General features: G+C 63.7%; 27 protein-coding genes. 19 read left to right on the top strand and 8 right to left on the bottom strand.

Annotated elements, in window-relative coordinates:
* Positions 1 to 10 precede the first annotated feature (10 nt).
* Positions 11 to 601, bottom strand: a complete 591-nt coding sequence (locus FJ948_RS04605; RefSeq protein ID WP_140701984.1) for a transglycosylase SLT domain-containing protein — start codon at positions 599 to 601, stop codon at positions 11 to 13.
* Between the two features lie 217 nt (positions 602 to 818).
* Between FJ948_RS04605 and FJ948_RS04600 the strand changes: the two genes are divergently transcribed.
* Positions 819 to 2,357 (top strand): trimethylamine methyltransferase family protein, encoded by a 1,539-nt coding sequence (locus FJ948_RS04600; RefSeq protein WP_140701983.1) that lies wholly within the window; start codon positions 819 to 821, stop codon positions 2,355 to 2,357.
* 78 nt (positions 2,358 to 2,435) lie between these two features.
* Complete coding sequence (locus FJ948_RS04595) at positions 2,436 to 4,877, top strand: FAD-dependent oxidoreductase (RefSeq protein ID WP_140701982.1); 2,442 nt, start codon at positions 2,436 to 2,438, stop codon at positions 4,875 to 4,877.
* 22 nt (positions 4,878 to 4,899) lie between these two features.
* Here FJ948_RS04595 and FJ948_RS04590 read toward each other — a convergent pair whose 3' ends face one another.
* Positions 4,900 to 5,295 carry a DoxX family protein gene (locus tag FJ948_RS04590; RefSeq protein ID WP_140701981.1) on the bottom strand — a complete coding sequence of 132 codons (396 nt, stop codon included), beginning with the start codon at positions 5,293 to 5,295 and terminating at the stop codon, positions 4,900 to 4,902.
* 200 nt (positions 5,296 to 5,495) lie between these two features.
* On the opposite strand from FJ948_RS04590, the gene FJ948_RS04585 reads away from it, so the two are divergent.
* Positions 5,496 to 5,984 (top strand): hypothetical protein, encoded by a 489-nt coding sequence (locus tag FJ948_RS04585; protein WP_140701980.1) that lies wholly within the window; start codon positions 5,496 to 5,498, stop codon positions 5,982 to 5,984.
* Between the two features lie 42 nt (positions 5,985 to 6,026).
* Here the strand turns inward: FJ948_RS04585 and FJ948_RS04580 are convergent, their stop codons facing one another.
* Positions 6,027 to 6,803: a VOC family protein gene (locus FJ948_RS04580; RefSeq protein ID WP_140701979.1), complete on the bottom strand. Its 777-nt coding sequence runs from the start codon at positions 6,801 to 6,803 to the stop codon at positions 6,027 to 6,029.
* A gap of 172 nt (positions 6,804 to 6,975) precedes the next feature.
* Between FJ948_RS04580 and FJ948_RS04575 the strand changes: the two genes are divergently transcribed.
* The 6 genes from FJ948_RS04575 (at position 6,976) to FJ948_RS04550 (ending at position 12,780) form a co-directional block, all read left to right on the top strand.
* Positions 6,976 to 7,713, top strand: coding sequence for a gamma-glutamylcyclotransferase (locus FJ948_RS04575; protein ID WP_140701978.1), 738 nt, complete (start codon positions 6,976 to 6,978; stop codon positions 7,711 to 7,713).
* Positions 7,714 to 7,832: 119 nt separating this feature from the next.
* Positions 7,833 to 9,188 (top strand): NAD(P)-dependent oxidoreductase, encoded by a 1,356-nt coding sequence (locus FJ948_RS04570; protein ID WP_140701977.1) that lies wholly within the window; start codon positions 7,833 to 7,835, stop codon positions 9,186 to 9,188.
* A gap of 4 nt (positions 9,189 to 9,192) precedes the next feature.
* The gene (locus FJ948_RS04565; RefSeq protein ID WP_140701976.1) at positions 9,193 to 10,035 is read left to right on the top strand and encodes a methyltransferase domain-containing protein; all 843 of its coding nucleotides are present in this window, start codon (positions 9,193 to 9,195) and stop codon (positions 10,033 to 10,035) included.
* A gap of 12 nt (positions 10,036 to 10,047) precedes the next feature.
* The gene (gene preA / locus FJ948_RS04560) at positions 10,048 to 11,361 is read left to right on the top strand and encodes an NAD-dependent dihydropyrimidine dehydrogenase subunit PreA (protein WP_140701975.1); all 1,314 of its coding nucleotides are present in this window, start codon (positions 10,048 to 10,050) and stop codon (positions 11,359 to 11,361) included.
* Between the two features lie 412 nt (positions 11,362 to 11,773).
* The gene (locus FJ948_RS04555; protein ID WP_140701974.1) at positions 11,774 to 12,292 is read left to right on the top strand and encodes an Rrf2 family transcriptional regulator; all 519 of its coding nucleotides are present in this window, start codon (positions 11,774 to 11,776) and stop codon (positions 12,290 to 12,292) included.
* Positions 12,293 to 12,321: 29 nt separating this feature from the next.
* Positions 12,322 to 12,780 carry a carboxymuconolactone decarboxylase family protein gene (locus FJ948_RS04550; protein ID WP_140701973.1) on the top strand — a complete coding sequence of 153 codons (459 nt, stop codon included), beginning with the start codon at positions 12,322 to 12,324 and terminating at the stop codon, positions 12,778 to 12,780.
* 135 nt (positions 12,781 to 12,915) lie between these two features.
* Here FJ948_RS04550 and FJ948_RS04545 read toward each other — a convergent pair whose 3' ends face one another.
* A complete protein-coding gene (locus FJ948_RS04545) occupies positions 12,916 to 13,638 on the bottom strand; it encodes an SDR family oxidoreductase (RefSeq protein ID WP_140701972.1) in 723 nt (240 codons plus the stop codon).
* Complete coding sequence (locus FJ948_RS04540; RefSeq protein WP_140701971.1) at positions 13,638 to 14,468, bottom strand: SDR family NAD(P)-dependent oxidoreductase; 831 nt, start codon at positions 14,466 to 14,468, stop codon at positions 13,638 to 13,640. The genes FJ948_RS04545 and FJ948_RS04540 overlap by 1 nt, the downstream gene beginning before the upstream one ends.
* A 102-nt stretch (positions 14,469 to 14,570) precedes the next feature.
* Here FJ948_RS04540 and FJ948_RS04535 point away from each other — a divergent pair, with 102 nt between their 5' ends.
* A complete protein-coding gene (locus FJ948_RS04535; protein WP_140701970.1) occupies positions 14,571 to 15,458 on the top strand; it encodes a helix-turn-helix transcriptional regulator in 888 nt (295 codons plus the stop codon).
* A 62-nt stretch (positions 15,459 to 15,520) separates the two neighbouring features.
* Here FJ948_RS04535 and FJ948_RS04530 read toward each other — a convergent pair whose 3' ends face one another.
* Complete coding sequence (locus FJ948_RS04530; RefSeq protein ID WP_140701969.1) at positions 15,521 to 16,156, bottom strand: TetR family transcriptional regulator C-terminal domain-containing protein; 636 nt, start codon at positions 16,154 to 16,156, stop codon at positions 15,521 to 15,523.
* A 226-nt stretch (positions 16,157 to 16,382) separates the two neighbouring features.
* Here FJ948_RS04530 and FJ948_RS04525 point away from each other — a divergent pair, with 226 nt between their 5' ends.
* Positions 16,383 to 17,711, top strand: coding sequence for an aspartate aminotransferase family protein (locus tag FJ948_RS04525; RefSeq protein ID WP_140701968.1), 1,329 nt, complete (start codon positions 16,383 to 16,385; stop codon positions 17,709 to 17,711).
* A 103-nt stretch (positions 17,712 to 17,814) separates the two neighbouring features.
* On the opposite strand, the gene FJ948_RS04520 is transcribed toward FJ948_RS04525, so the two are convergent.
* Positions 17,815 to 18,453 (bottom strand): TetR/AcrR family transcriptional regulator, encoded by a 639-nt coding sequence (locus FJ948_RS04520; protein ID WP_140701967.1) that lies wholly within the window; start codon positions 18,451 to 18,453, stop codon positions 17,815 to 17,817.
* Between the two features lie 121 nt (positions 18,454 to 18,574).
* Here FJ948_RS04520 and FJ948_RS04515 point away from each other — a divergent pair, with 121 nt between their 5' ends.
* The 3 genes from FJ948_RS04515 (at position 18,575) to FJ948_RS04505 (ending at position 21,721) form a co-directional block, all read left to right on the top strand.
* Positions 18,575 to 19,825, top strand: coding sequence for a Zn-dependent hydrolase (locus FJ948_RS04515; RefSeq protein ID WP_140701966.1), 1,251 nt, complete (start codon positions 18,575 to 18,577; stop codon positions 19,823 to 19,825).
* Between the two features lie 64 nt (positions 19,826 to 19,889).
* The gene (gene hydA, locus FJ948_RS04510; RefSeq protein WP_140701965.1) at positions 19,890 to 21,341 is read left to right on the top strand and encodes a dihydropyrimidinase; all 1,452 of its coding nucleotides are present in this window, start codon (positions 19,890 to 19,892) and stop codon (positions 21,339 to 21,341) included.
* A 2-nt stretch (positions 21,342 to 21,343) separates the two neighbouring features.
* Positions 21,344 to 21,721: a hypothetical protein gene (locus FJ948_RS04505; protein WP_140701964.1), complete on the top strand. Its 378-nt coding sequence runs from the start codon at positions 21,344 to 21,346 to the stop codon at positions 21,719 to 21,721.
* A gap of 23 nt (positions 21,722 to 21,744) precedes the next feature.
* On the opposite strand, the gene FJ948_RS04500 is transcribed toward FJ948_RS04505, so the two are convergent.
* Positions 21,745 to 22,149, bottom strand: a complete 405-nt coding sequence (locus tag FJ948_RS04500) for a cupin domain-containing protein (RefSeq protein ID WP_140701963.1) — start codon at positions 22,147 to 22,149, stop codon at positions 21,745 to 21,747.
* A 126-nt stretch (positions 22,150 to 22,275) separates the two neighbouring features.
* Here FJ948_RS04500 and FJ948_RS04495 point away from each other — a divergent pair, with 126 nt between their 5' ends.
* From FJ948_RS04495 to FJ948_RS04475, 5 genes are read left to right on the top strand one after another with little or no spacing between them, the layout of a single operon-like run.
* Positions 22,276 to 23,067, top strand: a complete 792-nt coding sequence (locus FJ948_RS04495; RefSeq protein WP_140701962.1) for an ABC transporter ATP-binding protein — start codon at positions 22,276 to 22,278, stop codon at positions 23,065 to 23,067.
* On the top strand, positions 23,057 to 23,575 hold the full coding sequence (locus FJ948_RS04490) for a DUF559 domain-containing protein (protein ID WP_140701961.1): 519 nt from the start codon (positions 23,057 to 23,059) through the stop codon (positions 23,573 to 23,575). The genes FJ948_RS04495 and FJ948_RS04490 overlap by 11 nt, the downstream gene beginning before the upstream one ends.
* The gene (locus FJ948_RS04485; RefSeq protein ID WP_140701960.1) at positions 23,576 to 24,454 is read left to right on the top strand and encodes an ABC transporter permease; all 879 of its coding nucleotides are present in this window, start codon (positions 23,576 to 23,578) and stop codon (positions 24,452 to 24,454) included.
* Positions 24,451 to 25,605 (top strand): ABC transporter permease, encoded by a 1,155-nt coding sequence (locus tag FJ948_RS04480; RefSeq protein ID WP_140701959.1) that lies wholly within the window; start codon positions 24,451 to 24,453, stop codon positions 25,603 to 25,605. The genes FJ948_RS04485 and FJ948_RS04480 overlap by 4 nt, the downstream gene beginning before the upstream one ends.
* Positions 25,606 to 25,644: 39 nt before the next feature.
* Entirely contained in the window at positions 25,645 to 26,616 is a 972-nt protein-coding gene (locus tag FJ948_RS04475) for an ABC transporter substrate-binding protein (protein ID WP_127260347.1), read from the top strand.
* Positions 26,617 to 26,672 lie beyond the last annotated feature (56 nt).

Here is a 26,672-nt window from a genome sequence, read left to right as displayed (position 1 = left end):
AGGCAGGGTATCAGTTGCCGCACTGCCTTAGCTGCGCGTCATAGTCTCTGGCCATCTTGTCGGTGGCCCGCGCATAACCCTGCACGCCGGCGTCGCCACGGTTGCCACGGCCATAGGCGCTCCAGCCGAGATAATAGGCGAGGTAGAGATTATAGGTGTCGTTTCGCGCGACGCCGTAGCTGTCTGACGTCTTGGAATGGTACCAGCCGACGAAGTCGACCGCGTCGGCGAATTTCGTGCGCCGTGCCGCCCAGTTGCCGGTCTCGCGCTGATATTGCGACCAGGTGCCGTCCAGCGCCTGCGAAAAGCCTGTGGCCGAGGAGACGTGCTTCCACGGAATGAAGCCGAGCAGCTTGGTGCGCGGCGGGCGGGCATTGCTCTTGAAGCCGGATTCCTTGCGCACGGTGGCCATCAGCACCGGCACCGGCACGCCGTATTTCCGCGACGCGCGCTCGGCCGCCGACTGCCAATTGTCGAACCAGCCGTCATTCTGGTCGAAGACGGCGCAGACGTTGTTGATGTGGCTGGGCGCGGTGGCGCAAGCCGAAAGCGCCAACAGCGCGCAAACCGCTACAATTTTACTAAAACTCGACCTACGCATGGGAGGAGCAATAGGCCGAAATCATAAAGGGAATCTTGCCGAGTCCGTTAATGGCCGTCAGGCGTCATCGGCTCACGGCGGTGACGTATCGGTAAAGCGACGTAATGCGTCGCTATTTCTAAATGGATTATCCAGATATGCCGCCTTGGCTAAAATCACGCCCGTGGATGGCGTATTTCTGACAGCTTGCCTGGTTTGCCCGAGCTTTGATGCCGGCATGACCGAACCAAGACGAAAGCGCGGCGCGGAGCGCACGAGCAACCGGGGGCCAGCGCCCATCGCGCAACTGCCGCCCCGACGGGTGACGAATCCCTATCCGCCGATGGCGTTGCTGTCGTCCGACCAGATCGAGGCGATCCATCAGGCGTCGATGCACATATTGGAGAATTTCGGCATCGAGGTGATGAGCCCTCGGGCGCTGTCGCTGTTCGAGAAGACCGGAGCCAAGGTCGATCACGCGACGGCGAATGTGCGTGTCGATCGCGGCATGGTCGACGAGGCGCTGAAGACGACGCGGGCCACCTACACGCTGACCCCGCGCAATCCTGCCAACACAATCCATCTCGGTGGCGACACCATCAATTTCACCCTCGTTGCCGGGCCGCCGAACGTGCACGACATGGAGCGCGGGCGCCGCGCCGGCAATCTGCGCGACTATGCCGATCTCACCCGGCTGGCGCAGCACTTCAACTGCGTCCACATGCTCGGCAACCAGGTCTGCGCGCCGGTCGAATTGCCGGCCAACTCGCGCCATCTCGACACCTACTTCACCAATCTCACGCTGACCGACAAGAGTTTCCATGTCTCGGCGATCGGCCGAGGCAGGGCGCTGGACGGTATCGAGATGATGGCGATTTCGCGCGGACTGACGCTGGACCGGATGCGCGACGATCCCGGCATCGCCACCATCATCTCGGTCAACTCGCCGCGCCGCTTCGACGAGATGATGGCCGAGGGGCTGATGACGATGGCAGAATTCGGCCAGTCGGTGGCTGTAACGCCGTTCACGCTGATGGGAGCGATGAGCCCGGTGACGTTGGCCGGCGCCTTGGCGCAGCAGAATGCCGAGGCGCTGGTCGGCGTCGTGCTGACGCAACTCGTGCGCCCCGGCGCACCGGTGATGTACGGCGCCTTCACCTCCAATGTCGACATGAAGTCGGGCGCGCCGGCCTTCGGCACGCCCGAAAACACCAAGGCCAACATAGCCTCCGGACAATTGGCCCGCCGCTACGGCCTGCCATACCGGACGACGCCGGGCTCCGCCTCCAACGCCGCCGACGCACAGGGCGCCTATGAGACGCTGATGGCGCTGTGGGGCGCCGTGCTCGGCCATGGCAATCTGGTCTATCATGCCGCGGGCTGGCAGGAGGGCGGGCTGACGGCGTCGTTCGAGAAATTCATCATCGACGTCGAGATGATCCAGCACATGATGGAGTTTTTGCGCCCGATCGTGGTCGACGAGGCTGAATTGGCCGTCGAGGCGCTGGGCGCGGTTCCGACCGGCGGCCATTTCTTCGGCGAGCCGCACACGCTGGAGCGCTATGCGACCGCCTTCTACCAGCCAATGCTGTCCAACTGGCAGAATTTCGAAGCCTGGCAGGAGGCCGGTGGCCTCGACGCGACCGCGCGCGCGACGCGGCTGTGGAAAAAGGCGATTGAAGAGTATGTCGAGCCGACGATGGATATCGCGGTGCGCGACGAGCTCGAGGCCTATGTGACCAGGCGCAGGCAAGCGATCGGGCAGGGCGAGCCGTGATTTTCGCAGTGTTCGCGCGAGGCGCTGGCCTTTCGATTCAATTCGTCTTCCCAACTCACTGATATCAGAGAAAAACTCATGAAATCGCATGCAAAGGTCGTGGTCATTGGCGGTGGCGTCGTCGGATGTTCCGTGCTGTTCCATCTCGCCCGCCACGGCTGGACGGATGTCGTGCTCCTGGAACGCGACGAGCTGACATCGGGCTCGACCTGGCACGCGGCCGGCGGCATGCACACGATCAATGGCGACCCCAACGTCGCCAAGCTGCAGAAGTACACCATCAACCTCTACAAGGAGATCGAGGAGCTGTCGGGACAGGCCACCGGCGTACACCTGACCGGCGGCGTCTTGCTTGCCGCCACCGAGGCGCGGCTCGACTGGCTGCGCGGGGTCGTCGCCAAGGGGCGCTATCTCGGCATCGAGCTGGAGGAAATCTCGCCGAAAGAGGCGGCCGAACTCATGCCGCTGCTCGACCCCAGCCAGTTCGTCGGCGCCGTCCGCAACAAGGAGGACGGCCATCTCGATCCCTCGGGCGTCACGCACGCCTATGCCAAGGCGGCGCGGAAGCTGGGCGCCGAGATCGAACGCTTCACCAAGGTGGAAGACATTGTTCGTCGTCCCGACGGGCTGTGGCGCGTCATCACCAACAAGGGCGAGGTGGTGGCCGAGCATGTCGTCAACGCCGGCGGCCTGTGGGCGCGCGAGGTCGGCCGCATGGTCGGCCTCGAACTGCCGGTGCTGGCGATGGAGCACATGTACCTGATCACCGAGGACATGCCGGAGGTCGCTGCCTGGAACGAGACGACCGGCACCGAGATCATCCACGCGGTCGATTTCGACGGCGAGCTTTACCTGCGCCAGGAGCGCGGCGGCATGCTGATGGGCACCTACGAGAAGGCCAACAAGCCGTGGTCCGAATACTCCACGCCGTGGAATTTCGGCCATGAATTGCTGGAACCGGATATCGACCGTATCGCGCCGTCGCTCGAGGTCGGCTTCCGGCATTTCCCGGCCTTCCAGAACACCGGCATCAAGCAGATCATCAACGGGCCCTTCACCTTCGCGCCCGACGGCAACCCGCTGGTCGGGCCGGTGCGCGGCCTGCCGGGTTTTTGGGTCGCCTGCGGTGTCATGGCCGGTTTTTCGCAGGGCGGCGGCGTCGGCTTGGCGCTGTCCAACTGGATGATCGAGGGCGATCCCGGCGCCGACATCTGGGCCATGGACGTGGCCCGCTACGGCGACTGGGCTGGCATGGCCTACACCAACGCCAAGGTGCGCGAAAACTATTCCAGGCGCTTTTCAATCCGCTTCCCCAATGAGGAACTCCCCGCCGGGCGGCCGCTGAAGACGACGCCGGTCTACGACCTGTTGTCGGCCAAGGGCGCGCAGTGGGGCGTTGCCTTTGGGCTGGAGGTGCCGCTCTGGTACGCGCCGGAAGGCGTCAAGGACGAGTTCTCGTGGCGGCGCTCGAGCGATTTCACTCATGTCGCCGCCGAAGTCGGGGCTGTGCGGTCGGGTGTCGGCCTGTCGGAGATATCGAGCTTCGCCAAGTACAAGGTGACGGGCGAGGGCGCGGCGGCCTGGCTCGACCGGTTGCTCGCCTGCAAGCTGCCGAAGCCCGGTCGCATGACGCTGGCGCCGATGCTGAAGGAAGATGGCAGGCTGATCGGCGATTTCACGCTGGCCAATCTGGGCCCCCAGGATCGGGAAGAGGGGGGCTGGTTCCTGGCCGGCTCCGGCATCGCCGAGCAATATCACATGCGCTGGTTCGAGCAGCATCTGCCCGATGACGGCTCGGTCCATGTCGAGGCGCTGGGGCAAAAGCTCACCGGCCTGTCGATCGCCGGCCCCAGGGCGAGGGACGTGCTGGCGAAAGCCACGCGCTTCGACGTATCGAACGCGGCGTTTCCCTTCATGGCCATCGGTCGGATGGATATCGGCATGGCGCCGTGCCTGGTCGGCCGGGTCAGCTACACCGGCGATCTCGGCTACGAAATCTGGCTGGCGCCGGAATATCAGCGCGCCGCCTATCAGGCGCTGATGGCGGCGGGAGAGGAGTTCGGCATCGGCCTGTTCGGTTCGCGCGCGCTCAACGCGCTCAGGCTCGAGAAGAATTACGGCTCATGGGGGCGCGAATACCGGCCGATCTACGGGCCGCTGGAAGCCGGGCTCGACCGCTTCGTCGCCTATGGCAAGGATGCCGACTTCATCGGCAAGGCGGCGGCGCTGGCCGAGCGCAAGCAGGGCGGCAAGCTCAGGCTGCGCGCCTTCATCGTCGAAGCCGACGATGCGGACGTCATCGGCGACGAGCCGATCTGGTTCGGCGGCGCGGTGCGCGGTTGGGTGACGTCGGGCGGCTATGCCCATCATTCGAAAAAGTCGGTCGCCGTCGGCTATGTGCCGAAGGAGATCGCCGAGGAGAGCGACGGTTTCGAGATCGAGTTGCTGGGCAAGCGGCATGCGGCGCGCATGCAGGCGGCGCCGCTGTTCGATGCGAATTTCGAACGGATGCGGGGGTGAGGGTTCACCCCCGCACGGGGCATCAGGCCTTGCCGCGATTGTCCAGCGCGAAGGCGCCGGCGCCGGCGAAGACCAGATAGAGGAAGATGAAGCAGAACGAGATTGCCGCATCGCCGCTGTTGTTGATGGGGAAGAAGTTGCGCGGGTAGTGCGCCATGAAATAGGCGATCGCCATTTCACCGGCCAGAAGGAACGCGACCGGGCGGGTGAACAAGCCTAGTGCCAGGAGAACGCCGCCGGCGAATTCGAGGATGCCGGCGGCTAGCGGCAGTCCGCTCAATGCGGCGGCAGCGTGGTCGCTGGCGGGGAAATTGAACAGTTTCTGCGTGCCGTGCTCGATGAACTGCAGCGCGGTCATGATGCGCAGCACGCCAAGCGCCTGCGGCTGGTATTTGGAGAGGCCATCGAAAAGCTTCATCTAAAACTCCATTTCAGCGTCCCGGCCGGCCATAGTTTATCACCCGGCAATGGACCATCCATTTCCCATGGTCTGCCATCAACAATTGGTGATTGGAAATGTGCCCCGGCCTGACCTTTCATAGCTGCGCGCCAGGGTTGCATTATTCTTAATTTGGTTGTATTGAGTTGTGGACATCCAGACATGTGGGTCGCTTTGCCATGAAAAACGTCGCCGTCACCCTATTCGCAATCCTGACAAGTACCAGCTTCGCCATGGCCGAGGACGCCGGCTGCGAGGCCTTCAAATGGCCGGTAACGCGCGAACAGGCGCTGTTCGCAGGGGCACCCTCGACGCCGTCCGGAGCGGCACTGGCGGTAGGTGCCGCCGCGGATCTGGCGCTGGTGCCGAACGACAAGGCCGGCTTCGCGGTGCCGCCCGAACGCGCGCCGGCGGAGGGCACGTTCGGCGCCGTCGCCAGTGTCGCGGTGCCGCCTGACGGCGCCATCCAGATCAGCCTGTCGGGCGAGGCGTGGATCGATGTCATCCAGGACGGCAAGGCCGTGAAATCATCCGGCTATAGCGGCGTCAAGACCTGCCCCGGCATCCGCAAGAGCGTACGCTTCAAGCTTGCGTCGGGTGAGGCCACCGTCCAGTTCAGCGGTGCCAAGAAAGAGAGCCTCAAGGTCGCGGTGCTGGCGCCGGAGTGAGCCGACGCCAGCACCGATGATATCCGCGGCTGGCGGGGGCGCTCACCGTACCGGCGCCATCAAGGCGAAATGCGCGCCTTGCGGATCCTGGCATTGCACGACCCAGCTGCCTCCGGGGACCTCCATGGGTCCCATCAGGATCTTGCCGCCATTGTCGGTGACGCGTTTTGCGGCCGCGTCGATGCCGGTGACATTGAAATAGAACTGCCAGACCGGCACCGGAATCTGCTCGGGCTTGTTCATGATGCCACCGCCGGATTCGGGGCCGGCGGTAAAGGTCTGGTAGATGCCCATCGGACCCATGTCGAATTCGCCGGCATTGGCCCAGCCGAACTGGCCGGAATAGAAATCGAAGGCGGCCTTCCAGTCCGATGTGTAGAGCTCATGCCAGCCGATATGGCCCGGCGTGCTCGCCGGCACCACGGGCTGATCGGGGCCGTTCGGCTGCAGGAACATGAAGGTCGCGCCCTGCGGATCGGCAACGACGGCGAAGCGGCCGACGCCGGGAATGTCGTCGGGCTGGCGGTGAACGGCGCCGCCTGCCTTTTCCAGCGACGCCGTGGCGGCATCGACATCCCTGGCGTGGATATAGCCCAGCCAGGCGGGCGGCATGCCCATCTTGGCCGCATCCTGCGGCATCGTCATCAGGCCGCCGACGCCACGCTCGCCAACATTCATGACGATGTAGCGCGGCATTCCGGGAGCCTTGTCGAAAGGCTCGGCCCTCCAGCCGACCACGGCGGTGTAGAAAGCCTCGGCGGCGTCGAGGTCCGATGTCAGCAGTTCGTACCAGAAGAAGGGCATGGGGGATTTTGGCATTGTCGGTCTCCTCACCTTTGTGCACCGATCGTCGTTCGATCCATCCCAGGACGATCTTCACGACGGAAATCCGACACCCGCCGGGATAATAATGGTCAACCCTCGCCAAGCGTTCCCGGGCTTGCGTATCCCGCGGTTTTCGATTTGTCTGCGGTAAGGGGGCTGTCGATTCATGCGCCTTATGTCGCTTACGCCTGAGCTTGTCGCACTGTGCCATCGGGAAGAGGCCGACCCCGGCCCGGATCCGAGCTGGACGGAGTTGAACGACGAGGATTTCCGGACGCTTGCCGCGCGGCTTTCCGATGAAGCGGACGCGGGGCCGCTCTGGGTGTTCGCCTACGGATCGCTGATCTGGAAGCCGGAATTCGAATCGGTCGAACAACAGCTCGCAACCGCTTTCGGCTGGCATCGATCCTTCTGTCTGGACATGGTGCGTTGGCGCGGCAGCGCCGAGCAGCCGGGACTGATGATGGCGCTGGAACGGGGCGGGCGCTGCAATGGCGTGATCTACCGCCTGCCGGAGGGCGAGAAACCGGCCCAGATCGAAAGGCTGCTGCGGCGTGAAATCTCCGACCACGAGAGCGTCAGTTCGGTCCGATGGTTGCCGGTGCACACGGCGCAAGGCGCGTTGCGGGCGCTTGGTTTCTGGGTGGGTGTGAAAGGGCGGGGAACGTCACTCAGTCAGCCGCTGGACAAGGTGGCGCGCGTGCTGGCCAGGGCGTGCGGGCATATCGGATCCGGCGCCGAGTATCTCTACAACACCGTCAGCCACCTCGAAGCGTTCGGCATCCACGACCGCAATCTATGGCGGTTGCAGGAATTGGTCGCGCACGAGGTTCGGGCGATCCATGGCCGCCCACTCGATACCGACCATTCGCATGCTCTGCACACACCACTGCGGCTCTCATAACATGAGTAACAGTATCATGTTTATCCAGCGTTATCAGTGGCTTGCGTCGAAAATTGACCAATTGATAAAAAAATAAAACGTGCTAGCCTTCCCCAAAACGAAAACATGGGGAACTGAGAATGCCAGAGGGCCAGTTCAAAGAAGGTATTGTCGGCGGCCGGCTTGCGGCTGACCAATACGCGGACAATTTCTCCGACCTGCATCCGCCGCTCGATCATCACGAGGCGCTGGTCGAATCCGACCGCTGCTATTTCTGCTACGACGCCCCCTGCATGAATGCGTGCCCGACCTCGATCGACATTCCGCTGTTCATCCGCCAGATCTCGACCGGCAATCCGATCGGGTCGGCCAAGACCATCTTCGACCAGAACATTCTCGGCGGCATGTGCGCCCGCGTCTGCCCCACCGAGACACTGTGCGAGGAGGTCTGCGTGCGCGAGGTGGCGGAAGGCAAGCCGGTGCAGATCGGCCGTTTGCAGCGCTACGCCACCGATGTCGCGATGAGCGAGAACAAGCAGTTTTATCCGCGCGCCGAGCCAACCGGAAAGACCGTCGCCGTGGTCGGCGCCGGTCCGGCCGGCCTTGCCGCGGCGCACCGGCTCGCCCGCCATGGCCATGACGTCACCATACTGGAGGCGCGGCCGAAGGCCGGCGGCCTCAATGAATATGGCATCGCCGCCTACAAGAGCGTCGACAATTTCGCCCAGGCCGAAGTCGACTACGTCACCGCGATCGGTGGCATCGACATCCAGAACGGCAAGGCACTCGGTCGCGACTACCAGCTCTCCGACCTGATCCGCAATTACGATGCCGTGTTCCTCGGCATGGGGCTGGGCGGCGTCAACGCGTTGCGCGCCGATGGCGAGGATGCGGCCGGCGTCACCAATGCGGTCGAGTTCATCGCCGAACTGCGTCAGGCGAGCGATCTCTCCGGGCTGCCGGTCGGACGCCGCGTCGTCGTTATCGGTGGCGGCATGACGGCGATCGACGCCGCCGTGCAATCGAAGCTGCTCGGCGCCGAGGAGGTGACGATCTGCTACCGGCGCGGCCAGGAGCACATGAACGCCTCCGGGTTCGAGCAGGATCTGGCCGCCGCCAACGGCGTCACCATTCGCCACTGGCTGCAGCCGAAGCGGGTGATCGCCGAGGGCGGCAAGGTCAGCGGCATCGAACTCGAATACACCGCGCTCAATGGCGACAGGCTCGCCGGTACCGGCGAGACGCTGACGCTGGTCGCCGACCAGGTGTTCAAGGCGATCGGCCAGAGTTTTGTCCCGGCCGCGCTGAACGGCAGCGGGACATCGATCGACCTCGAAGCCGGCCGCATCAAGGTCGATGCGGAAGGGCGCACCTCGCTGGCCAAGGTCTGGGCCGGCGGCGACTGCATCTTCGGTGGCGACGACCTGACCGTCTCGGCCGTGGCGCAAGGGCGGGATGCTGCCGAGAGCATCCATAGGAGTCTGACCCAGGGGTAAGGACATGGCCACGGTGGAACCGGGCATCGCCCGTCACTACGAGGTTTCAGGCCTGGAAGAGCGGATCCTTGCAGCGCTTGCCGATGCGGGCGTCGATGTCGCCCATTTGCGCGCCGGCGATCTCGAAGCGATCGACGAATTCCATATTGGCGGCGTGGCCGCCACCAGGGAGCTCATTGACCAGATCGGGCTGAAGCCCGGTGCCCGGCTGCTGGATATCGGATCTGGAATAGGGGGGCCGGCCCGCTTTGTCGCCAACAGCGCCGGCGTCGACGTCACCGGCATCGACCTGACGCAGAGCTATGTCGATATCGCGGCCAGCCTGTCGAAGCGAGTGGGATTGGCCGACAAGACGCGCTTCGTGCAAGGCAGCGCGCTGGACATGCCGTTCGCCAAGGCCAGCTTCGACGCTGCAATGATCCTGCATGTCGGCATGAACCTGCCCGACAAGCCGAAGCTGATGAGCGAGGCCGCCCGTGTGCTGAAGCCGGGCTCGGTCTTCGCCGTCTACGATGTGATGCGGCTCAAGGACGGCGCGCTGACCTACCCGCTGCCATGGGCGTCCAACGAGACCATGTCCTTCGTCGCCACGCCCGACGACTATCGTTCGGCTGCCGCCGCCGCGGGCTTCTCGGTGACGGCGGAACGGCCGCGCGGCGCCTTGGCCGTCGAGTTCTTTGCCGCGATGCGCGCCCGGCTGGCCACGGCGCAAGCCGAAGGCAAGAAACCGTCACCTGGTCTGGGCCTCGTCATGGGCGAGGACGCTCGCACCAAGATGGCCAACGTCACCGCCGCGCTCGAAGGCGGCATTCTCGCGCCCGTCGAATTGATCCTTCGTCTCGTTTGAAAGGGACCTGTCATGGCTGACATCAGAAATAATTTCGTCGGCATCAAATCGCCAAATCCGTTCTGGCTGGCCTCGGCGCCGCCGACCGACAAGGCCTATAATGTCATACGTGCCTTCAAGGCAGGGTGGGGCGGGGTGGTGTGGAAGACGCTGGGCGAGGAAGGTCCGCCGGTGGTCAATGTCAACGGCCCGCGCTATGGCGCGATCTGGGGTGCCGACCGCCGCCTGCTCGGCCTCAACAACATCGAACTGATCACCGACCGTGATTTGCAGACCAATCTGCGCGAGATGAAGCAGGTCAAAATGGACTGGCCCGACCGGGCGCTGATCGCCTCGATCATGGTTCCCTGCGAGGAGGCGAGCTGGAAGGCCATCCTGCCGCTGGTCGAGGAGACCGGGGCCGACGGCATCGAGCTCAATTTCGGCTGCCCGCACGGCATGTCGGAGCGCGGCATGGGCGCGGCCGTCGGCCAGGTGCCGGAATATATCGAAATGGTGGTGCGCTGGTGCAAGCAGTATACGCGCATGCCCGTCATCACCAAGCTGACGCCCAACATCACCGACATCCGCAAGCCCGCACGGGCAGCGCACGCCGGCGGCACCGACGCGGTGTCGCTGATCAACACCATCAATTCGATCACCGGGGTCGATCTCGACAGTTTCGCCCCGCAGCCGACCATCGACGGCAAGGGTTCGCATGGCGGCTATTGCGGTCCGGCGGTGAAGCCTATCGCCATGAACATGGTGGCCGAAATCGCGCGTGACCCGGAAACAAGCGGCCTGCCGATCTCCGGCATTGGCGGCATCACCACCTGGCGCGACGCGGCCGAATTCCTGGCGCTCGGCGCCGGCAATGTGCAGGTCTGCACGGCGGCGATGACCTACGGCTTCAAGATCGTGCAGGAGATGATCGCCGGTCTTGAAAACTGGATGGACGAGAAGGGCCACCGCTCGCTCGACGACGTCATCGGCCGCGCCACGCCCAACGTCACCGACTGGCAGTATCTCAACCTCAACTATGTCGCCAAGGCGCATATCGACCAGGACGCCTGCATCAAATGCGGCCGCTGCCACATCGCCTGCGAGGACACTTCGCACCAGGCGATCACCAATGTCGTCAACGGCATCAGGCATTTCGAGGTGATCGAGGCCGAATGCGTCGGCTGCAATCTCTGCGTCAATGTCTGCCCGGTCGACAATTGCATCACCATGGAGCCGCTGGCGGCCGGCGTGATGGATCAGCGCACCGGCAAGCCGGTGTCGCCGGTCTACGCCAACTGGACGACGCACCCGAACAACCCGATGGCCAAGGTGGCTGCGGAGTAGGGGCTTTCGTCCACGGGGAGAGCGCCGAGGGCGTGGCAGCTTTCCCTTCTCCCCGTCACTATACGGGGAGAAGGTGCCGGCAGGCGGATGAGGGGCAGCGCGACCTTTGAGATACTCCGCGCACCGCTCGCAGCCGTACCCCCCGGCGTCGCTGACGATCTGGCGCAATCCGCCCTGTGTGTTGGCACCGGGCGATTTTCCATAATCTCAGGAATTGGATCGCAAAGTTGGCGCTGCCCCTCATTGCCCTGCCGGGCATTTCTCCCCGTATAGTGACGGGGAGAAAGACGCTGTTCTCGCCCATTTCGCCAATCATCAACGTATTCTCGTTTCTAAAGCAGGACGCTGCATTTTCATATTGCAGATAAAAATTATCCACGATAAAGCATATCCATGAACGGAGATCATCACCATGAAGCTGGGTGAGGGCGTCGAGGCAGCCATCCATTGCGCGGCGACGCTGGCGAGCGTGGAGGGCAACAGCACCATGCCGGGCGCGGCCCTGGCTGAGTCCTTCGGCCTGTCGCCGAGCTATCTCTTGAAGCATCTCAACATGCTGACGGCAGCGCGCATCCTGGAATCGGTGCCGGGTCCGGCGGGTGGCTACCGGCTGGCGCGGGCGGCGGAACGCATCACGCTGCTCGACATCGTGCTGGCGATCGAGGGGCGCGAGCCGGCGTTTCGCTGCGGCGAGATCCGCCGCAACGGTCCGGTCAAGATCGATGCCTCGGCCTATGTCAAACCCTGCGGCATCAATGCCGCGATGCTGAGGGCGGAGCGCGCCTATCGGGCAGCACTCGCCGAAGTGAAGCTGTCCGAGATCGTGGCGGAGTACGCGGCGGAAGGCGACCCCCGCTCGCGCGCCGCGAGCTGCGCCTTTGTCGAGCGCCACCAGCGGCGGCAGAAATCCGGTTCGACCGACCAAACCTAACCCTCCCGACTATGTGAAAGGACAAGACGATGAAACAGAGAATGCAATTCTTCGCCAAGGCGCCCGAAATCATGAAGGCGGTGTCGGCGCTCAACAAGGCGGTCGACGAATGCGGTCTGGAGGCGGGCCTGCTGCACCTGATCAAGCTCCGGGCTTCGCAGATCAATGGCTGTTCCTTCTGCGTCGAGATGCACAGCCGCGAGGCCAGGCGCGACGGCGAGACCGAGCAGCGGCTCTATCTGGTTTCGGCCTGGAAAGAATCGCCGCTGTTTTCCGAGCGTGAACGCGCCGCGCTGGCCTGGACGGAGGCGGTGACGCTGGTCGCCGACAACGGCGTGTCGGACGATCTCTATGCGCGCACGCTTGAACATTTCTCAGAAGAAGAACTGGTCAAGCTGTCCGTCGCGGTCGGCATGATCAACACCTGGAACCGGCTCTGCATCCCGTTCCACGCCATCCATCCGATGCCGGCCGCCAAGGCGGCCTGACCATTCGGGTATATCCGGGAGCGCCATCGCGGAGGTGGCGCTCCACTTTTTCAAGCCATGTGTTGTCAGGGGGCGCGTTTGACGCCTGCCGATTTGCCCTCGACCTTGCTGTTTCTCGGCCGCCTGTTGCTCCGTTCACGCCGCGAACCGCAGGCCGCCGTCGCAGGTCAGCACCTGGCCGGTCATGAAGCCGTTGGAGACGAGGAAGGCAATCGCGGAGGCGACGTCCTCGGCGCGGCCGATCCGGCCCACGGGCGTCTTGCCGGCGTATTCGGCGAACACCGCCCGCCGCTGCTCCTCGGGCAGAAAATCCCACCACGGCGTGTCGATGACGCCGGGCGCCACGACGTTGACGCGCAGCGGCTTCAACTCGACAGCCAGGATCGGCGTCACGGTCAGCAGCATGCCGTTGACGGCACCGATACCGGCGACACCGGGCATGGTGACCTGAGCCGACACCGCCGAGATGAAGGTGACCGATCCGGATTTGTTGAGCGTCGGCAAGGCGGCCTGCAGGCAGGACAGTTGCGGCCGCACTTTTTCGTCGACGCCGCCGGCGATGTCGGCAAGGTCGAGGGTCTCGAACGGTCCAAGGCCCTTGCCGCCGCTCGCCGCCAGAACGAGGTGGTCGAACGGGCCGAGGCGCGCGAAGAACTGGCGCACCTCATCCGGTCTTGAAGCGTCGAAGGCGGCCTTGTCGGCGGCGCCGCCAAGGCTTTTCCAGGCGCCGACGAGTTTGTCCTGGTTGCGCCCGGTGATGGTCACCTTCATGCCCGGGCCGAGCAGTTTCTTCGCCGTCGCCAGGCCGATGCCGGACGAGCCGCCGATGATCACCGTGTGTTCGATCTTGCTGGTCATCAATGCTGTTCCTTGGTTTGAGCCAGCCCGACGAGGTCGAGGCTCAGGCTTCGCAATTTCTGTCTGGCCCCGGCGTCGTAGGCCTGGGCGTCGGCGCGGGATTCCCGCAGACCGTCGAAATAGAGGCCGCTGCGGCCTTCCAGCTCTTTCGAGGTGGCGAGGTTGACGATGGCTTCGGCGCCGGTCTCGACAGAACTCCAGGGTGTCACGCCGGCCTGCCGGACCATGGTGGTGTCCATGTAGCTCGCAGGATGCAGCGCATTGACGGTGACGCCGCTGCCTTGCAACTGCTCGGCCAGGTCGATGGTGAACAGGATCTGCGCCAGCTTGCTCTGGCAGTAGGCGCGCACGCCGCTATAGCCGTGGGTCAGCATGACGTCACCGAAATCGATCGCCTGCTGGCCGGCGGACGCGACATTGACGATGCGCGCCGGGGCGCTGTCCCTGAGTAGCGGCAGAAGTTGCGAGGTCAGCAGGAAGCCGGCGAGATAGTTGACGGCAAAGCGCAACTCATGGCCGTCGGCGCTTGTCTGTCGATTGTCGCCAGCGGTGCCGACGCCTGCATTGTTGATGAGGATGTCGAGGCTGCTCGTCCTGGCGCGCACGGTTTCGGCGAGGCGTCGCACCTCGGCCAGCGACGCGAGATCGGCCGCGAGAAACTCGGCCTTGCCGCCGTCGGCTTCGATGGCTGCGATAACGGCCTTGCCGCGCGTGGCGTCGCGGCCATGCACCAGCACCCGTGCGCCGGCGGCACCCAGCCTTTGTGCCACGACCCGGCCGACGCCGTCGGTCGATCCGGTGATGAGGATGGTCTTGTCTTTCAATTCCATGTTCAGAGCCTCCTGTTGCTGCTCCGAACGCAAGATGGAGTGTCAGGCCGGTCTCAAACAGTTCAAACTTTATCCTGGTATCAATACTGCTATAATAGCCGCATGAACGCTTCCATCTCTGCTGCCCCCGCCCAATCAGCCGACGAGAGCCGTCGGCGTGAACTCGGCGCCTTCCTGCGCTCGCGCCGGGAAAGGCTGACGCCATCGGCCACAGGTATCGCGACAGGTCCGCGACGGCGAACGCCCGGCCTGCGGCGCGAGGAGGTGGCGATGATCGCCGGTGTCGGCACCACCTGGTACACCTGGCTGGAACAGGGCAGGGATGTCAGGCCCTCGGTGGAAGTGCTTTCGGCGCTCTGCGAGGCGTTGCGGCTCGATGCCGTCGAGAAGCGGCATCTGTTCATCCTCGCTGGCCGCCAGCAGCCGGAACGTCGTGTGGCGGCGCCCGAGAAGGTGGACGCCACGCTGTTGCATATGCTGCAAAGCCTCGTGCTGCAGCCGGCCCAAGTGGTCGGCCGGCGTTGGGATGTTCTTGCCTGGAATGACGCGGCCGTGGCGGTGTTCGGCGACTATGGTCTGCTGGACGGCGATGCCAGAAACATCGTCCACATGGTGTTCACCAGCCCGCACCATCGCCGCCTGCTGGTCGACTGGGAAGAACTCGCTCGCGTGGTGCTCGCTTCGTTTCGTGCCGAAAGCGCCAAATATGTCGGCGATCCGGATTTCGAACGGCTGATCGCCCTGATGATGAACTCGAGTCCCGAGTTCCGTGACTGGTGGCCCCGGCGCGACGTGGCGCGCAGGCTGACCGGCATCAAGCACGTCCGGCATCCCAAGGCAGGCTTGATGGCCTTCGAGCATATGAGCCTGTCGATCGACGACGGCTCGGACATGCGGCTGATCGTCTACACGCCGCTCGCTGAGCAGAACTCGATCGCCAAGCTGCGGACCTTGCTCGACGCGCTGCCGGCAGAGCGGCGCAGTGCCTGACGGCGGTGCGGTTCGCGGCGAAGCCCCCGGGCTCCGCCATAGGATGACGAAAGGACGAGACGCTAGCCCTTCGGCTTCAGCCCATCGAGGAACAATTGCTCCAGGAACCTTGCGGCGTCCTCGAAGCGGCCGTCGCCGCCGCGGTTCGGCCCCAGCACGGCGCGGACCTGGACATCGAAATCGGCATAGTGCTGGGTGGTCGCCCAGATCGAGAAGATCAGGTGCCACGGATCGGTCCTGGCGATCTTGCCGGCGCGCATCCAGCCCTTGATGACCGCGGCCTTCTCGTCGACCAGCGTCTTCAGTTCGCCCGCCAGCAGCGGCATGATGCGCGGTGCGCCCTGCAGGATCTCGTTGGCGAACAGCCGGCTCTCGCGCGGGAAATCGCGGGCCATTTCCAGCTTGCGCCTGATGTAGCTCCTGAGCTCGGTCATCGGATCGCCGATATCGTCGAGTTCCCTGAGCGGCGCCAGCCAGGTCTCGAGCAGCCGTTCCATCAAGGTCTCGTGAATGTCTTCCTTGCGGCGGAAATAGTAGAGCAGGTTCGGCTTCGACATGCCGGCGGCTTCGGCGATCTGGTCGATGGTCGAGCCACGGAAACCGTGAGTGGAAAACACCTCAAGCGCCGCCTCCAAAATGAGTTCGCGCTTTTCCTGCTGGATGCGGGTGCGGCGAGGGGCTTCCGTGCCGATGTTCACCGTTGCGGACCCCGCCGTTGACGGTCATCTGGACCAATTCTCTGGACCAGTTTTTCCCCGAGCTGTGGAACGCACTTCAGGTGCCGCATTTCCGCTAGTAATCCTTGACCGCCGACAGGGCGGTGCTAACGTTTGTCCAATCGGTCAAAAATTTGCGTAGCATGAAAACGCGGCAAAGACCAAGCGTTGGGCGCACCGAAACAGATTACAAGGGGAAGTCCTGGTCATGTCCAACCGGCTGAAAGTCACGCCGAACGATCTCAGCGCATTCTGGATGCCGTTCACGGCAAACCGGCAGTTCAAGCAGGCGCCGCGCATGTTCGTGTCCGCCAAGGACATGCACTACACCACCAGCGATGGCCGCAAGGTGCTGGACGGCACCGCCGGCCTGTGGTGCGTCAATGCCGGCCACTGCCGCCCGAAGATCACCGAGGCGATCCAGCACCAGGCCGCCGAACTCGACTACGCGCCCGCCTTCCAGATGGGCCATCCGATCGTGTTCGAGCTGGCCAACCGTCTGGTCGATCTCGCGCCCAAGGGCATGGACCATGTGTTCTTCACCAATTCCGGTTCGGAATCGGTCGAGACGGCACTGAAGATGGCGATCGCCTATCACCGCGTGAAGGGCGAGGGCTCGCGGACCCGCCTGATCGGCCGCGAGCGTGGCTATCACGGCGTCAATTTCGGCGGCATCTCGGTCGGCGGCATTGTCACCAACCGCAAGATGTTCGGCACGCTGCTCGGCGGCGTCGACCATATGCCGCACACCCATCTGCCCGAGAAGAACGCCTTCTCCAGGGGCGTGCCGGAATATGGCGCGGAGCTCGCCAACGAGCTGGAGCGCATTGTTGCGCTGCATGACGCCTCGACCATCGCCGCCGTCATCGTCGAGCCAGTCGCCGGCTCGACCGGCGTCATCCTGCCACCGAAGGGCTATCTCGAGAAGCTGCGCGAGATCTGCACCAAGCACGGCATCCTGCTGATCTTCGACGAGGTCATCACCGGTTTCGGCCGCCTCGGCGCGCCGTTCGCGGCCGATTATTTCGGCGTCACACCCGACATCATGACCACCGCCAAGGGCGTCTCCAACGGCGTCATCCCGATGGGCGCGGTGTTCGTGAAGAAGGAAATCCATGACGCGTTCATGACCGGCCCCGAGCACATGATCGAGTTCTTCCACGGATACACCTATTCGGGCAATCCGATTGCGTGTGCCGCAGCACTCGGCACGCTCGACACCTACAAGGAAGAGGGCCTGCTGACCCGTGGCGAGGAACTGGCGCCCTATTGGGAAGACGCGCTGCATTCGCTGAAGGGCGAGCCGCATGTCATCGACATTAGGAACATCGGCCTGATCGGCGCGATCGAGCTGGCGCCGATCGCCGGCAGCCCGACCAAGCGGGCCTTCTCCGCCTTCGTCAAGGCCTTCGAGCGCGGCGCGCTGATCCGCACCACCGGCGACATCATCGCGCTGTCGCCGCCGCTGATCATCACCAAGGGCCAGATCAACGAACTGATCGACCATGTGCGTGAAGTGCTGCGGTCGATCGACTGAGACCCCAATGCGGTCTCCCTCCAACGAAGAGGAGGGGACCGTGAAGCAACTGGTCGGCGCGATACCGCGCCGGCCCTGATCTTTGCCGCAACGGGGCGATCAGTCAGACTGACCGCGCGCCGATCCCGGTCAGGATCACCCGCTTGATATTGTCCTTGGCTTCCCGCCATTGCCGGTCGGACAGCGGCTTGCCGCCATTGAGCGTCTCGATCTGGTGGCCGAAATCGGCGTAGTGCTGGGTCGCGGCCCAGAGCATATAGAGCAGATGGCGCGGGTCCACCGGGTCCATCTTGCCTTCCTCGATCCAGCGCCGGATGATCTCGACGCGGCCATCGGTCCATTCGCGCAGTGTCGATTCCATATAGTCCTGGAGCACCGGCGCCCCGTGCATCACTTCGGAAGCCCAGACCTTCGAGCCGTCCGGATGGCGGCGCGATATTTCCATCTTGGCGTCGATATAGGCGCTGATGCCGTCTATGGGCCCGCGCGCCGCGTCGAAGCAATTGGCCGCCTGCAGCCAGATCTCAAAGATGTTCTGGACGACGGACCGGTAGAGTTCCTCCTTGGTGGCGAAATAATAGTGGAGATTGGCCTTTGGCAGATCCGCCAGATCGGCGATCAACTGCATCGTGGCGCCGCCGAACCCAGCCTCCGCGAACACCTTCTCGGCGGCGACGAGAATGGTTTTTTCATTCTCCCGCCGGATGTCTTGGCGCCGCGTGGGGCGGGTGGGTTCGGCCATGTTTTCCCCAAGATTCTAGTTGACCGCTTGGTCAGGTTGTGTAGTCTGAAAGCTGACCATACGGTCAGGCTGCAAATCACTCAAGGGGCGACAAGACTCCTGGTGTAGATGGGAACTTGAGATGGCCGCACCCGGCGAAAATCTGCGAATCAATTCAGACCGCTTGTGGGATTCGCTGATGGAAATGGCGAAGATCGGCCCCGGCATTGCCGGCGGCAACAATCGCCAGACAGTCACCGATGAGGACGGCGAGGGCCGACATCTGTTCAAGCGCTGGTGCGATGCGGCCGGGCTGGAAATGGGCGTCGACGAAATGGGCACCATGTTTGCCCGCCGCGAAGGCACCGACCCCAGCCTGCCGCCGGTCTATGTCGGCAGCCATCTCGATACGCAGCCGACCGGCGGCAAGTATGATGGCGTTCTCGGCGTTCTCGGCGGCCTGGAGATCGTGCGCTCGCTCAACGATCTCGGCATCAAGACCAAACATCCGATCGTCGTCACCAACTGGACGAATGAGGAAGGCTCGCGCTTCGCGCCGGCGATGATGGCGTCCGGCGTGTTCGCCGGCGTGCTCGACCAGGCCGACGTCTACGAGCACACGGACAAGAACGGCAAGAAATTCGGCGAGGAACTGGAGCGCATCGGCTGGAAGGGCACCGAGAAGGTCGGCGACCGCAAGATCCACGCCTTCTTCGAACTGCATATCGAGCAGGGCCCGATCCTCGAGGACGAAGACATAGACATCGGCGTCGTCACCCATGGCCAGGGCCTGAAATGGTTGCAGGTGACGCTGACCGGCAGGGAGGCGCATACCGGCTCGACGCCGATGCCCAAGCGCCGCAACGCCGGCCTCGGCATGGCGCGCGTCATCGAACTGGTGCACGAGATCGCCATGGACTACCAGCCCGACGCCGTTGGCGCGGTCGGCCACATGGAGGTCTATCCGAACTCGCGCAACATCATCGCCGGGCGCACCGTCTTCACCATCGACATCCGGTCGCCGGAGAAGGAAGTGCTGGATGCCATGGATGGTCGCATCCGCGAAGGCATCGACACGATCTGCGATGCGCTCGACATCCAGTACAAGATCGAGCAGGTAGGCGCTTTCGATCCGGTCACCTTCGACAAGGGCTGCGTCAAGGCGATCCGCGATGCCGCCGAGCGGCTCGGGTATACGCACCGCAACATCGTCTCGGGCGCCGGCCACGACGCCTGCTGGATCAACCGCGTCGCGCCGACCGCCATGGTGATGTGCCCGTGCGTCGATGGATTGAGCCACAACGAGGCCGAGGAGATCACCAAGGAATGGGCTTCGGCCGGCGCCGACGTTCTGTTCCACGCGGTGGTGGAGACGGCCGTCATCGTGGAGTGAACTTAGAAATCTACCTTCCAAACGCCGCTCACCAAGAAGCGCGAAGAGAACAGGGAACAGGCAAATGACCAAAGTCATCAAGAACGGCACCGTCGTCACCGCCGACCGCACGTGGAAGGCCGATGTGCTGTTCAGCCACGGCAAGATCGTCGCCATCGGCCCGGACCTGCATGGCGACCATGAGTACGACGCCACCGGCTGCTATGTGATGCCGGGCGGCATCGATCCGCATACCCATCTCGAAATGCCGTTCATGGGTACCTATTCGGCCGATGATTTTGAATCCGGCACGCGGGCTGCCCTTGCCGGCGGCACCACCATGGTGGTCGATTTCTGCTTGCCGGCGCCGCAGCAATCGCTGCTCGAAGCCCTGCAGATGTGGGACAACAAGACTTCCAAGGCGGCCTGCGACTACTCCTTCCACATGGCGATCACCTGGTGGGGCAAGCAGGTGTTCGACGAGATGGCCACGGTGGTCGACAAGGGCATCACCTCGTTCAAGCACTTCATGGCCTATAAGGGCGCGCTGATGGTCGACGACGACGAGATGTACGCGTCGTTCCAGCGCTGCGCCGATCTTGGCGCGCTGCCGCTGGTGCATGCCGAGAACGGCGACGTGGTCGCCGCCCTGTCGCAGAAGCTGCTCGCCGCGGGCAACAACGGCCCCGAGGGCCATGCCTATTCGCGCCCACCGGAAGTGGAGGGCGAGGCGACCAACCGCGCCATCATGATCGCCGACATGGCCGGCGTGCCGCTCTACGTCGTGCACGTCTCCTGCGAGCAGAGCCACGAAGCGATCCGCCGGGCGCGCCAAAAAGGCATGCGCGTGTTCGGCGAGCCGCTGATCCAGCATCTGACGCTCGATGAGAGCGAGTATTTCGACAAGGACTGGGATCATGCGGCGCGCCGCGTGATGAGCCCGCCCTTCCGCAACAAGCTGCACCAGGATTCGCTGTGGGCCGGCCTGCAGGCGGGCTCGCTGCAGGTGGTGGCGACCGACCATTGCGCCTTCACGACGGAGCAGAAGCGTTTCGGCGTCGGCAACTTCACCAAGATCCCGAACGGCACCGGCGGCCTCGAGGACCGGTTGCCGGTGCTGTGGACCAGGGGCGTCAACACCGGCCGGCTGACGATGAACGAGTTCGTCGCGGTGACCTCGACCAACATCGCCAAGATCCTCAACATGTATCCGAGGAAGGGGGCGATCGTGGAAGGCGCGGATGCCGACATCATCGTCTGGGATCCGAAGCGGAAGAAGACGATTTCTTCGAAGAAGCAGCAGTCCGTCATCGACTACAACGTGTTCGAAGGCGTCGAGGTGACCGGCCTGCCGCGCTTCGTCTTCTCTCGCGGCGAACTGTCGATCGAGGAAGCCGAGGTCAAGGCGAAACCCGGCCATGGTGAGTTCGTAGGCCGTGAGCCGAACGCGGCGGTCAACCGGGCGCTGTCGACGTGGAAGGAAATCACCGCGCCGCGCAAGGTTGAGCGGACGGGTATTCCGGCGACAGGGGTTTGACCATGCGGGCTGTTTTTCTCGCTCTGGCTGCGGCGGCGGTGATGACCGCCGGGCAGGCGTCGGCGGCGGCGATCGACCTCAGCAAGCCTTATGGCGACAAATATGGCTGCATCAACAAGAACGGCCAGGAAGTCGCCGCCGATCAGATGCTGCTTCTGACCGACAAGGAACTGATCACGGCGGCCAGCGCCTGCACTTTCACCGAGACGAAGGCCAAGGCCGATGGCTCGCTGACGATCAAGGCCGAGTGCGAGGCCGAAGGCGAGGACGGCAAGTCGCCGGCCACCTTCACCATCAAGCGCAGCGCCAGGAACGCCAAGAAACTGTCTGTCGTCGACGAGGACGGCAATGTGATGGGTGAAGTTTCCCGGTGCAAATGATGGCGACAATCCCCGCGCCGGTGTCAGGCGACCAGCGCATCCAGTTCCGGCAGCAGGACGACGCTTTCCTGCTCGTTGGGATCGGTGCGGGCAATGACGGCGGAAGAGGGGGCGTTGCTGAGATTGGCTGGCAGATGCGGCACGCCAGCCGGGATGTAGAAGAGGTCGCCCGCCTTGACGACGATGTGGTGTTCGAGCCGGTCGCCATACCAGGTATGGACTTCGCCGGAGAGCACGTAGATCGCCGTCTCGTGGTTCTCGTGCAGATGTGCCTTGGCGCGGGCGCCGGGCGGCATGGTCAGCACGTGCATGCAGATGCCGGATGAGCCGACCGTTTCGGTCGCGATGCCGGCCAGATAGGTCAACCCCTGCTTGCCTTCATAGGTGCTGCCGGGGCGGATAAGATGACAAGTGGGTTTGGGCGACATCGGGGAACTCCGGGCGTCGAAATAGAACAAAGCCAATGGGACAGGGCGAGTGGAAAACAACATCGCGATAAAAGCAACCGGATTCCAGCCCGCGCCCCGGTGGCGGCGGAAGGCGAGCAGCAACCGATGACGGGACCGTCGCCAGCCGTCGTTTCGGCAAGCAAGCTTGGCCTCACCTTCCAGACCAATGACGGGCCGGTGCAGGCGCTGTCCAATGTAGACCTGACCATCGGCAAGGGGGAGTTCGTCTCCTTCATCGGGCCGTCCGGCTGCGGCAAGACCACGCTGCTGCGCGTCATCGCCGATCTGGAGAAGCCGACCTCGGGAACGATCTCGGTCAATGGCATGACGCCGGAACAGGCGCGCGAGAAACGCGCCTATGGCTATGTCTTCCAGGCCGCCGCCCTGTTTCCCTGGCGCACCATCGAGCGCAATGTCGGACTGCCTTTGGAAATCATGGGCCTGTCGAGGGCCGAGCAGGCGGAGCGCATCAAGCGCACGCTCGACCTCGTCAACCTCAGCGGTTTCGAGAATAAATATCCCTGGCAGCTTTCCGGCGGCATGCAGCAGCGCGCCTCGATCGCCCGGGCGCTGGCCTTCGACGCCGACCTGCTGTTGATGGACGAGCCATTCGGCGCACTGGACGAGATCGTGCGCGACCACCTCAACGAACAGTTGCTGCAATTGTGGGGGCGCACTAACAAGACCATCTGCTTCGTCACCCACTCGATTCCGGAGGCGGTCTATCTGTCGACGCGCATCGTCGTCATGTCGCCGCGTCCGGGCCGGGTCAGCGACATCATCGAATCGACACTGCCGAAGGAGCGCCCGCTCGACATCCGAGAGACGCCGGAGTTTTTGGCGATCGCGGCCAGGGTGCGCGATGGCTTGAGGGCAGGGCATAGCTATGATGATTGAGGGGGGGCAGGACGAAGTTCCTCCTCTCCCCTCCGGGGAGAGGGTGGCCGCGAAGCGGCCGGGTGAGGGGGCGTCCCCGACACATCCAACCAAGAGGAAGGCCGGGGCAACCGCTCGTGCCCGAGAGCTGCGGTTTGACGAGACAAAGGCCGAATATCGGCTTTGGGGCGAGTTACAGGGCCGTCACCTCAACGGCTACAAGTTCGTAAGGCAAGTGCCACTTGGGCCGTTCTTCGCCGATTTTCTCTGCCGCGAGAAGAGCTTGATCGTTGAAATCGATGGCAGCCAACATGCCGAGTCCCTGACCGATGAAAGCAGAACAACTTGGCTGAATCGCAACGGCTACTCTGTTCTTCGGTTCTGGAACCAAGAGGTTCTCGCCGAGCGGCGTGCGGTCTTGGATACGATTCTGGCTGTGCTTGAGGGGCAGATACACTCACCCTCACCCGGCCTTCGCTTCGCTCCGGCCACCCTCTCCCCAACGGGGAGAGGAGAAGGAGAGCGCTGAATGGACACCTTCCGCGACAAGCTCATCCCAGTCACCTCGATCCTGGCCGGCGTGATCGTGCTCTGGTACGTGTTCGCCGTCATCCTCAACACGCCGTTCCAGCGCGATCTCGACCGGCGGGCCAATGAAACCTCCACATTCAGCGAATTGATCGGCAAGACGCTGTCGCAGCCGAAGCCGACGCTGCCGGCACCGCACCAGGTGGCGGTGAATTTCTTCGAGAACACCTTTCTGCGGCCCATCAATTCGAACCGCAGCCTCGTCTACAACGCCTGGGTGACGCTGTCCTCGACGCTGCTCGGCTTTGCCTTCGGCACCGCGCTCGGCATCGTCATTGCCGTCGGTATCGTGCATGTGGCGACGCTCGACCGCAGCCTGATGCCATGGATCATCGCTTCGCAGACCATTCCAATCCTGGCGGTGGCGCCGATGATCATCGTCGTGCTGGCGGCGATCGGCATCACGGGGCTGATCCCGAAGGCGATGATCTCGACCTATCTGTCGTTCTTCCCGGTGACGGTCGGCATGGTGAAGGGCCTGCGCTCGCCCGAGATCATGCATCTCGACCTGATGCACACCTACAATGCCAGCCGCACGCAAACCTTCTGGAAATTGCGCGTGCCGGCCTCGGTGCCGTTCCTGTTCACCTCGATGAAGGTGGCGGTGGCGGCAAGCCTGGTCGGCGCCATCGTCGGTGAACTGCCGACAGGCGCGGTCGCTGGTATCGGCGCCAAGCTTCTGGCCGGCGCTTATTACAGCCAGTCGATCGACATCTGGTCGGCGCTGGTCGCGGGTTCGATCGTGGCGGCGCTGCTGGTCATGGTGGTCGGCATTGCCGGGCGCCTCGTCGACCGCGCTATGGGCGGGAGGCCGGCATGAATTGGCTGAAACCGTCCTGGCAAGCGGTGATTGCCATTGTGCTGTGCCTGATCGCGGTCGCGCTTGGCGCCATGTCGAAGCCGGAAGCGGCAGCGCTTGCCGACCCGACGGCAAGCATCGACTATCCCTATCTGGGGACGAAGGGCTTGATGCTCGGCCTTGCCGTGGTCGCGGCGCTGATCTCGATGGTCAGGATTCCATCGGTCGCGGAGGCCGTGGTTCTGTTCATCGGCGCCCATCTCGTCGCCTGGCTGCTGATATCGGGCATCACAGGGTTCGAGGGCACCGCACTGGCGCCGTATTTCCTTCTGCTCACGGCTGCCTGGCTGCTTGGCTGGCGTTGCGTTGCGGTGCTTTCGGGATTGCGGCCGCCGGCAAGCTGGGCGCGGACCACTCTGCGGCTGATCATCCCCGCTATCTTCGGCGCCTGGATCCTGATCATCTGGGAAGCGGTGACGCGGGGCGCCGGCATTCCTTTCATCCTGCTGCCGCCGCCGAGCGCGATCGGCGCGCGCATCGCCAGTTCGCTGCCGGTGCTCGGCGCCGATGTCCGGCAAACCATCTTCAAGGCGGTGCTTTTCGGATATGTCGTGGGCAGCGGCGCCGGCTTCATCACCGCGATCCTCGCCGACCGCGTGCCGTTCCTGCGGCGCGGGCTCTTGCCGATCGGCAACATGGTCTCGGCGCTGCCGATCATTGGCGTGGCCCCAATCATGGTCATGTGGTTCGGCTTCGACTGGCAGTCGAAGGCGGCGGTGGTCATCATCATGACCTTCTTCCCGATGCTGGTGAACACGGTCGCCGGGCTTGCCGCTTCCGGCCATATGGAGCGCGACCTGATGCGCACCTACGCGTCGGGTTACTGGCCGACGCTGATCAAGCTGCGGCTGCCGGCCGCCGCCCCCTTCATCTTCAACGCGCTGAAGATCAATTCGACGCTGGCGCTGATCGGCGCCATCGTCGCCGAGTTCTTCGGCACGCCGGTCGTGGGTATGGGATTCCGCATTTCGACCGAGGTCGGGCGGATGAACATCGACATGGTCTGGGCCGAAATCGCAGTTGCAGCACTTGCGGGTTCGGTCTTTTATGGCGTGGTCGCCCTTGTCGAAAGGGCCGTCACGTTTTGGCATCCCTCTGTCCGTGGTGGATAGGGGCGGTGGGTTTAGGGCACTAACTTCAGAGGGTAAAAAATGAAAAGACTTATTATTCCAGTTCTGGCCGGCGCGATGTCGCTGGCCGCGTTCCAGGCAATGGCCGCCGACAAGGTGACCTTGCAACTGAAATGGGTCACGCAGGCCCAGTTTGCCGGCTACTATGTCGCCAAGGCAAAGGGTTTCTATGACGCCGAAGGTCTCGACGTCGATATCAAGCCGGGCGGACCCGATATCGCGCCCGAGCAGGTGATCGCCGGCGGCGGCGCCGACGTCATCGTCGACTGGATGGGCGGCGCGCTGGCCGCGCGCGAAAAGGGCGTGCCGCTGGTCAACATCGCCCAGCCGTTCAAGAAGGCCGGCATGGAGCTGGTCTGCCCGAAGGACGGCCCGATCAAGACCGAAGCCGACTTCAAGGGCCATACGCTGGGCGTCTGGTTCTTCGGCAATGAATATCCGTTCTACGCCTGGATGAACAAGCTTGGCCTCAAGACCGAAGGCGGCCCGGACGGCGTCACGGTTCTGAAGCAGAGTTTCGACGTGCAGCCGCTGATCCAGAAGCAGGCCGACTGCATCTCGGTCATGACCTACAACGAGTACTGGCAGCTGATCGATGCCGGCTACAAGCCCGAACAGCTCACCGTCTTCAATTACTCGGCGATGGGCAACGACCTGCTCGAGGACGGCCTCTATGCCTCGGAAGACAAACTCAAGGACCCGGCCTTCGAGGACAAGATGGTGCGGTTCGTGCGCGCTTCGATGAAGGGCTGGAAATACGCCATCGACAACAATGACGAGGCAGCCGGCATCGTCATGGACGGCGGCGGCCAGGACGAGAACCACCAGAAGCGCATGATGAGCGAAGTCGCCAAGCTGATCGACAATGCCGACGGCAAGCTCGACCCGGCGACCTACGAGCGTACCGCCAAGGCGCTGCTCGACCAGAAGATCATCACCAAGGAGCCGACCGGCGCCTATACGACCGCGATCACCGACAAGGCGGTCAAGTAAGGCACCGACAGGCGCGACCATAGCGCCTGAGATTTGGGCTGACATCAAAGGGGCGG

The sequence above is a fragment of the Mesorhizobium sp. B2-3-12 genome (genome assembly GCF_006442205.1).
Taxonomy (GTDB): domain Bacteria; phylum Pseudomonadota; class Alphaproteobacteria; order Rhizobiales; family Rhizobiaceae; genus Mesorhizobium.
Note: the sequence above shows the minus strand (reverse complement) of the source record. Positions and strands in the feature narration are given on the sequence as shown.

Excerpts from the sequence above, each read along its gene's own strand:
- FJ948_RS04590 (WP_140701981.1), bottom strand. The coding sequence starts at position 5,295 with ATGAAGCTTTTCGATGGCCTCTCCAAATACCAGCCGCAGGCGCTTGGC.
- FJ948_RS04575 (WP_140701978.1), top strand. The coding sequence starts at position 6,976 with ATGCGCCTTATGTCGCTTACGCCTGAGCTTGTCGCACTGTGCCATCGG.
- FJ948_RS04580 (WP_140701979.1), bottom strand. The coding sequence starts at position 6,803 with ATGCCAAAATCCCCCATGCCCTTCTTCTGGTACGAACTGCTGACATCG.
- FJ948_RS04485 (WP_140701960.1), top strand. The coding sequence starts at position 23,576 with ATGGACACCTTCCGCGACAAGCTCATCCCAGTCACCTCGATCCTGGCC.
- FJ948_RS04505 (WP_140701964.1), top strand. The coding sequence starts at position 21,344 with ATGCGGGCTGTTTTTCTCGCTCTGGCTGCGGCGGCGGTGATGACCGCC.
- FJ948_RS04595 (WP_140701982.1), top strand. The coding sequence starts at position 2,436 with ATGAAATCGCATGCAAAGGTCGTGGTCATTGGCGGTGGCGTCGTCGGA.
- FJ948_RS04565 (WP_140701976.1), top strand. The coding sequence starts at position 9,193 with ATGGCCACGGTGGAACCGGGCATCGCCCGTCACTACGAGGTTTCAGGC.
- FJ948_RS04495 (WP_140701962.1), top strand. The coding sequence starts at position 22,276 with ATGACGGGACCGTCGCCAGCCGTCGTTTCGGCAAGCAAGCTTGGCCTC.
- FJ948_RS04600 (WP_140701983.1), top strand. The coding sequence starts at position 819 with ATGACCGAACCAAGACGAAAGCGCGGCGCGGAGCGCACGAGCAACCGG.
- FJ948_RS04520 (WP_140701967.1), bottom strand. The coding sequence starts at position 18,453 with ATGGCCGAACCCACCCGCCCCACGCGGCGCCAAGACATCCGGCGGGAG.
- FJ948_RS04570 (WP_140701977.1), top strand. The coding sequence starts at position 7,833 with ATGCCAGAGGGCCAGTTCAAAGAAGGTATTGTCGGCGGCCGGCTTGCG.
- FJ948_RS04515 (WP_140701966.1), top strand. The coding sequence starts at position 18,575 with ATGGCCGCACCCGGCGAAAATCTGCGAATCAATTCAGACCGCTTGTGG.
- FJ948_RS04540 (WP_140701971.1), bottom strand. The coding sequence starts at position 14,468 with ATGGAATTGAAAGACAAGACCATCCTCATCACCGGATCGACCGACGGC.
- FJ948_RS04535 (WP_140701970.1), top strand. The coding sequence starts at position 14,571 with ATGAACGCTTCCATCTCTGCTGCCCCCGCCCAATCAGCCGACGAGAGC.
- FJ948_RS04555 (WP_140701974.1), top strand. The coding sequence starts at position 11,774 with ATGAAGCTGGGTGAGGGCGTCGAGGCAGCCATCCATTGCGCGGCGACG.
- hydA (WP_140701965.1), top strand. The coding sequence starts at position 19,890 with ATGACCAAAGTCATCAAGAACGGCACCGTCGTCACCGCCGACCGCACG.
- FJ948_RS04550 (WP_140701973.1), top strand. The coding sequence starts at position 12,322 with ATGAAACAGAGAATGCAATTCTTCGCCAAGGCGCCCGAAATCATGAAG.
- FJ948_RS04545 (WP_140701972.1), bottom strand. The coding sequence starts at position 13,638 with ATGACCAGCAAGATCGAACACACGGTGATCATCGGCGGCTCGTCCGGC.
- FJ948_RS04490 (WP_140701961.1), top strand. The coding sequence starts at position 23,057 with ATGATGATTGAGGGGGGGCAGGACGAAGTTCCTCCTCTCCCCTCCGGG.
- FJ948_RS04500 (WP_140701963.1), bottom strand. The coding sequence starts at position 22,149 with ATGTCGCCCAAACCCACTTGTCATCTTATCCGCCCCGGCAGCACCTAT.
- FJ948_RS04605 (WP_140701984.1), bottom strand. The coding sequence starts at position 601 with ATGCGTAGGTCGAGTTTTAGTAAAATTGTAGCGGTTTGCGCGCTGTTG.
- preA (WP_140701975.1), top strand. The coding sequence starts at position 10,048 with ATGGCTGACATCAGAAATAATTTCGTCGGCATCAAATCGCCAAATCCG.
- FJ948_RS04525 (WP_140701968.1), top strand. The coding sequence starts at position 16,383 with ATGTCCAACCGGCTGAAAGTCACGCCGAACGATCTCAGCGCATTCTGG.
- FJ948_RS04475 (WP_127260347.1), top strand. The coding sequence starts at position 25,645 with ATGAAAAGACTTATTATTCCAGTTCTGGCCGGCGCGATGTCGCTGGCC.
- FJ948_RS04585 (WP_140701980.1), top strand. The coding sequence starts at position 5,496 with ATGAAAAACGTCGCCGTCACCCTATTCGCAATCCTGACAAGTACCAGC.
- FJ948_RS04480 (WP_140701959.1), top strand. The coding sequence starts at position 24,451 with ATGAATTGGCTGAAACCGTCCTGGCAAGCGGTGATTGCCATTGTGCTG.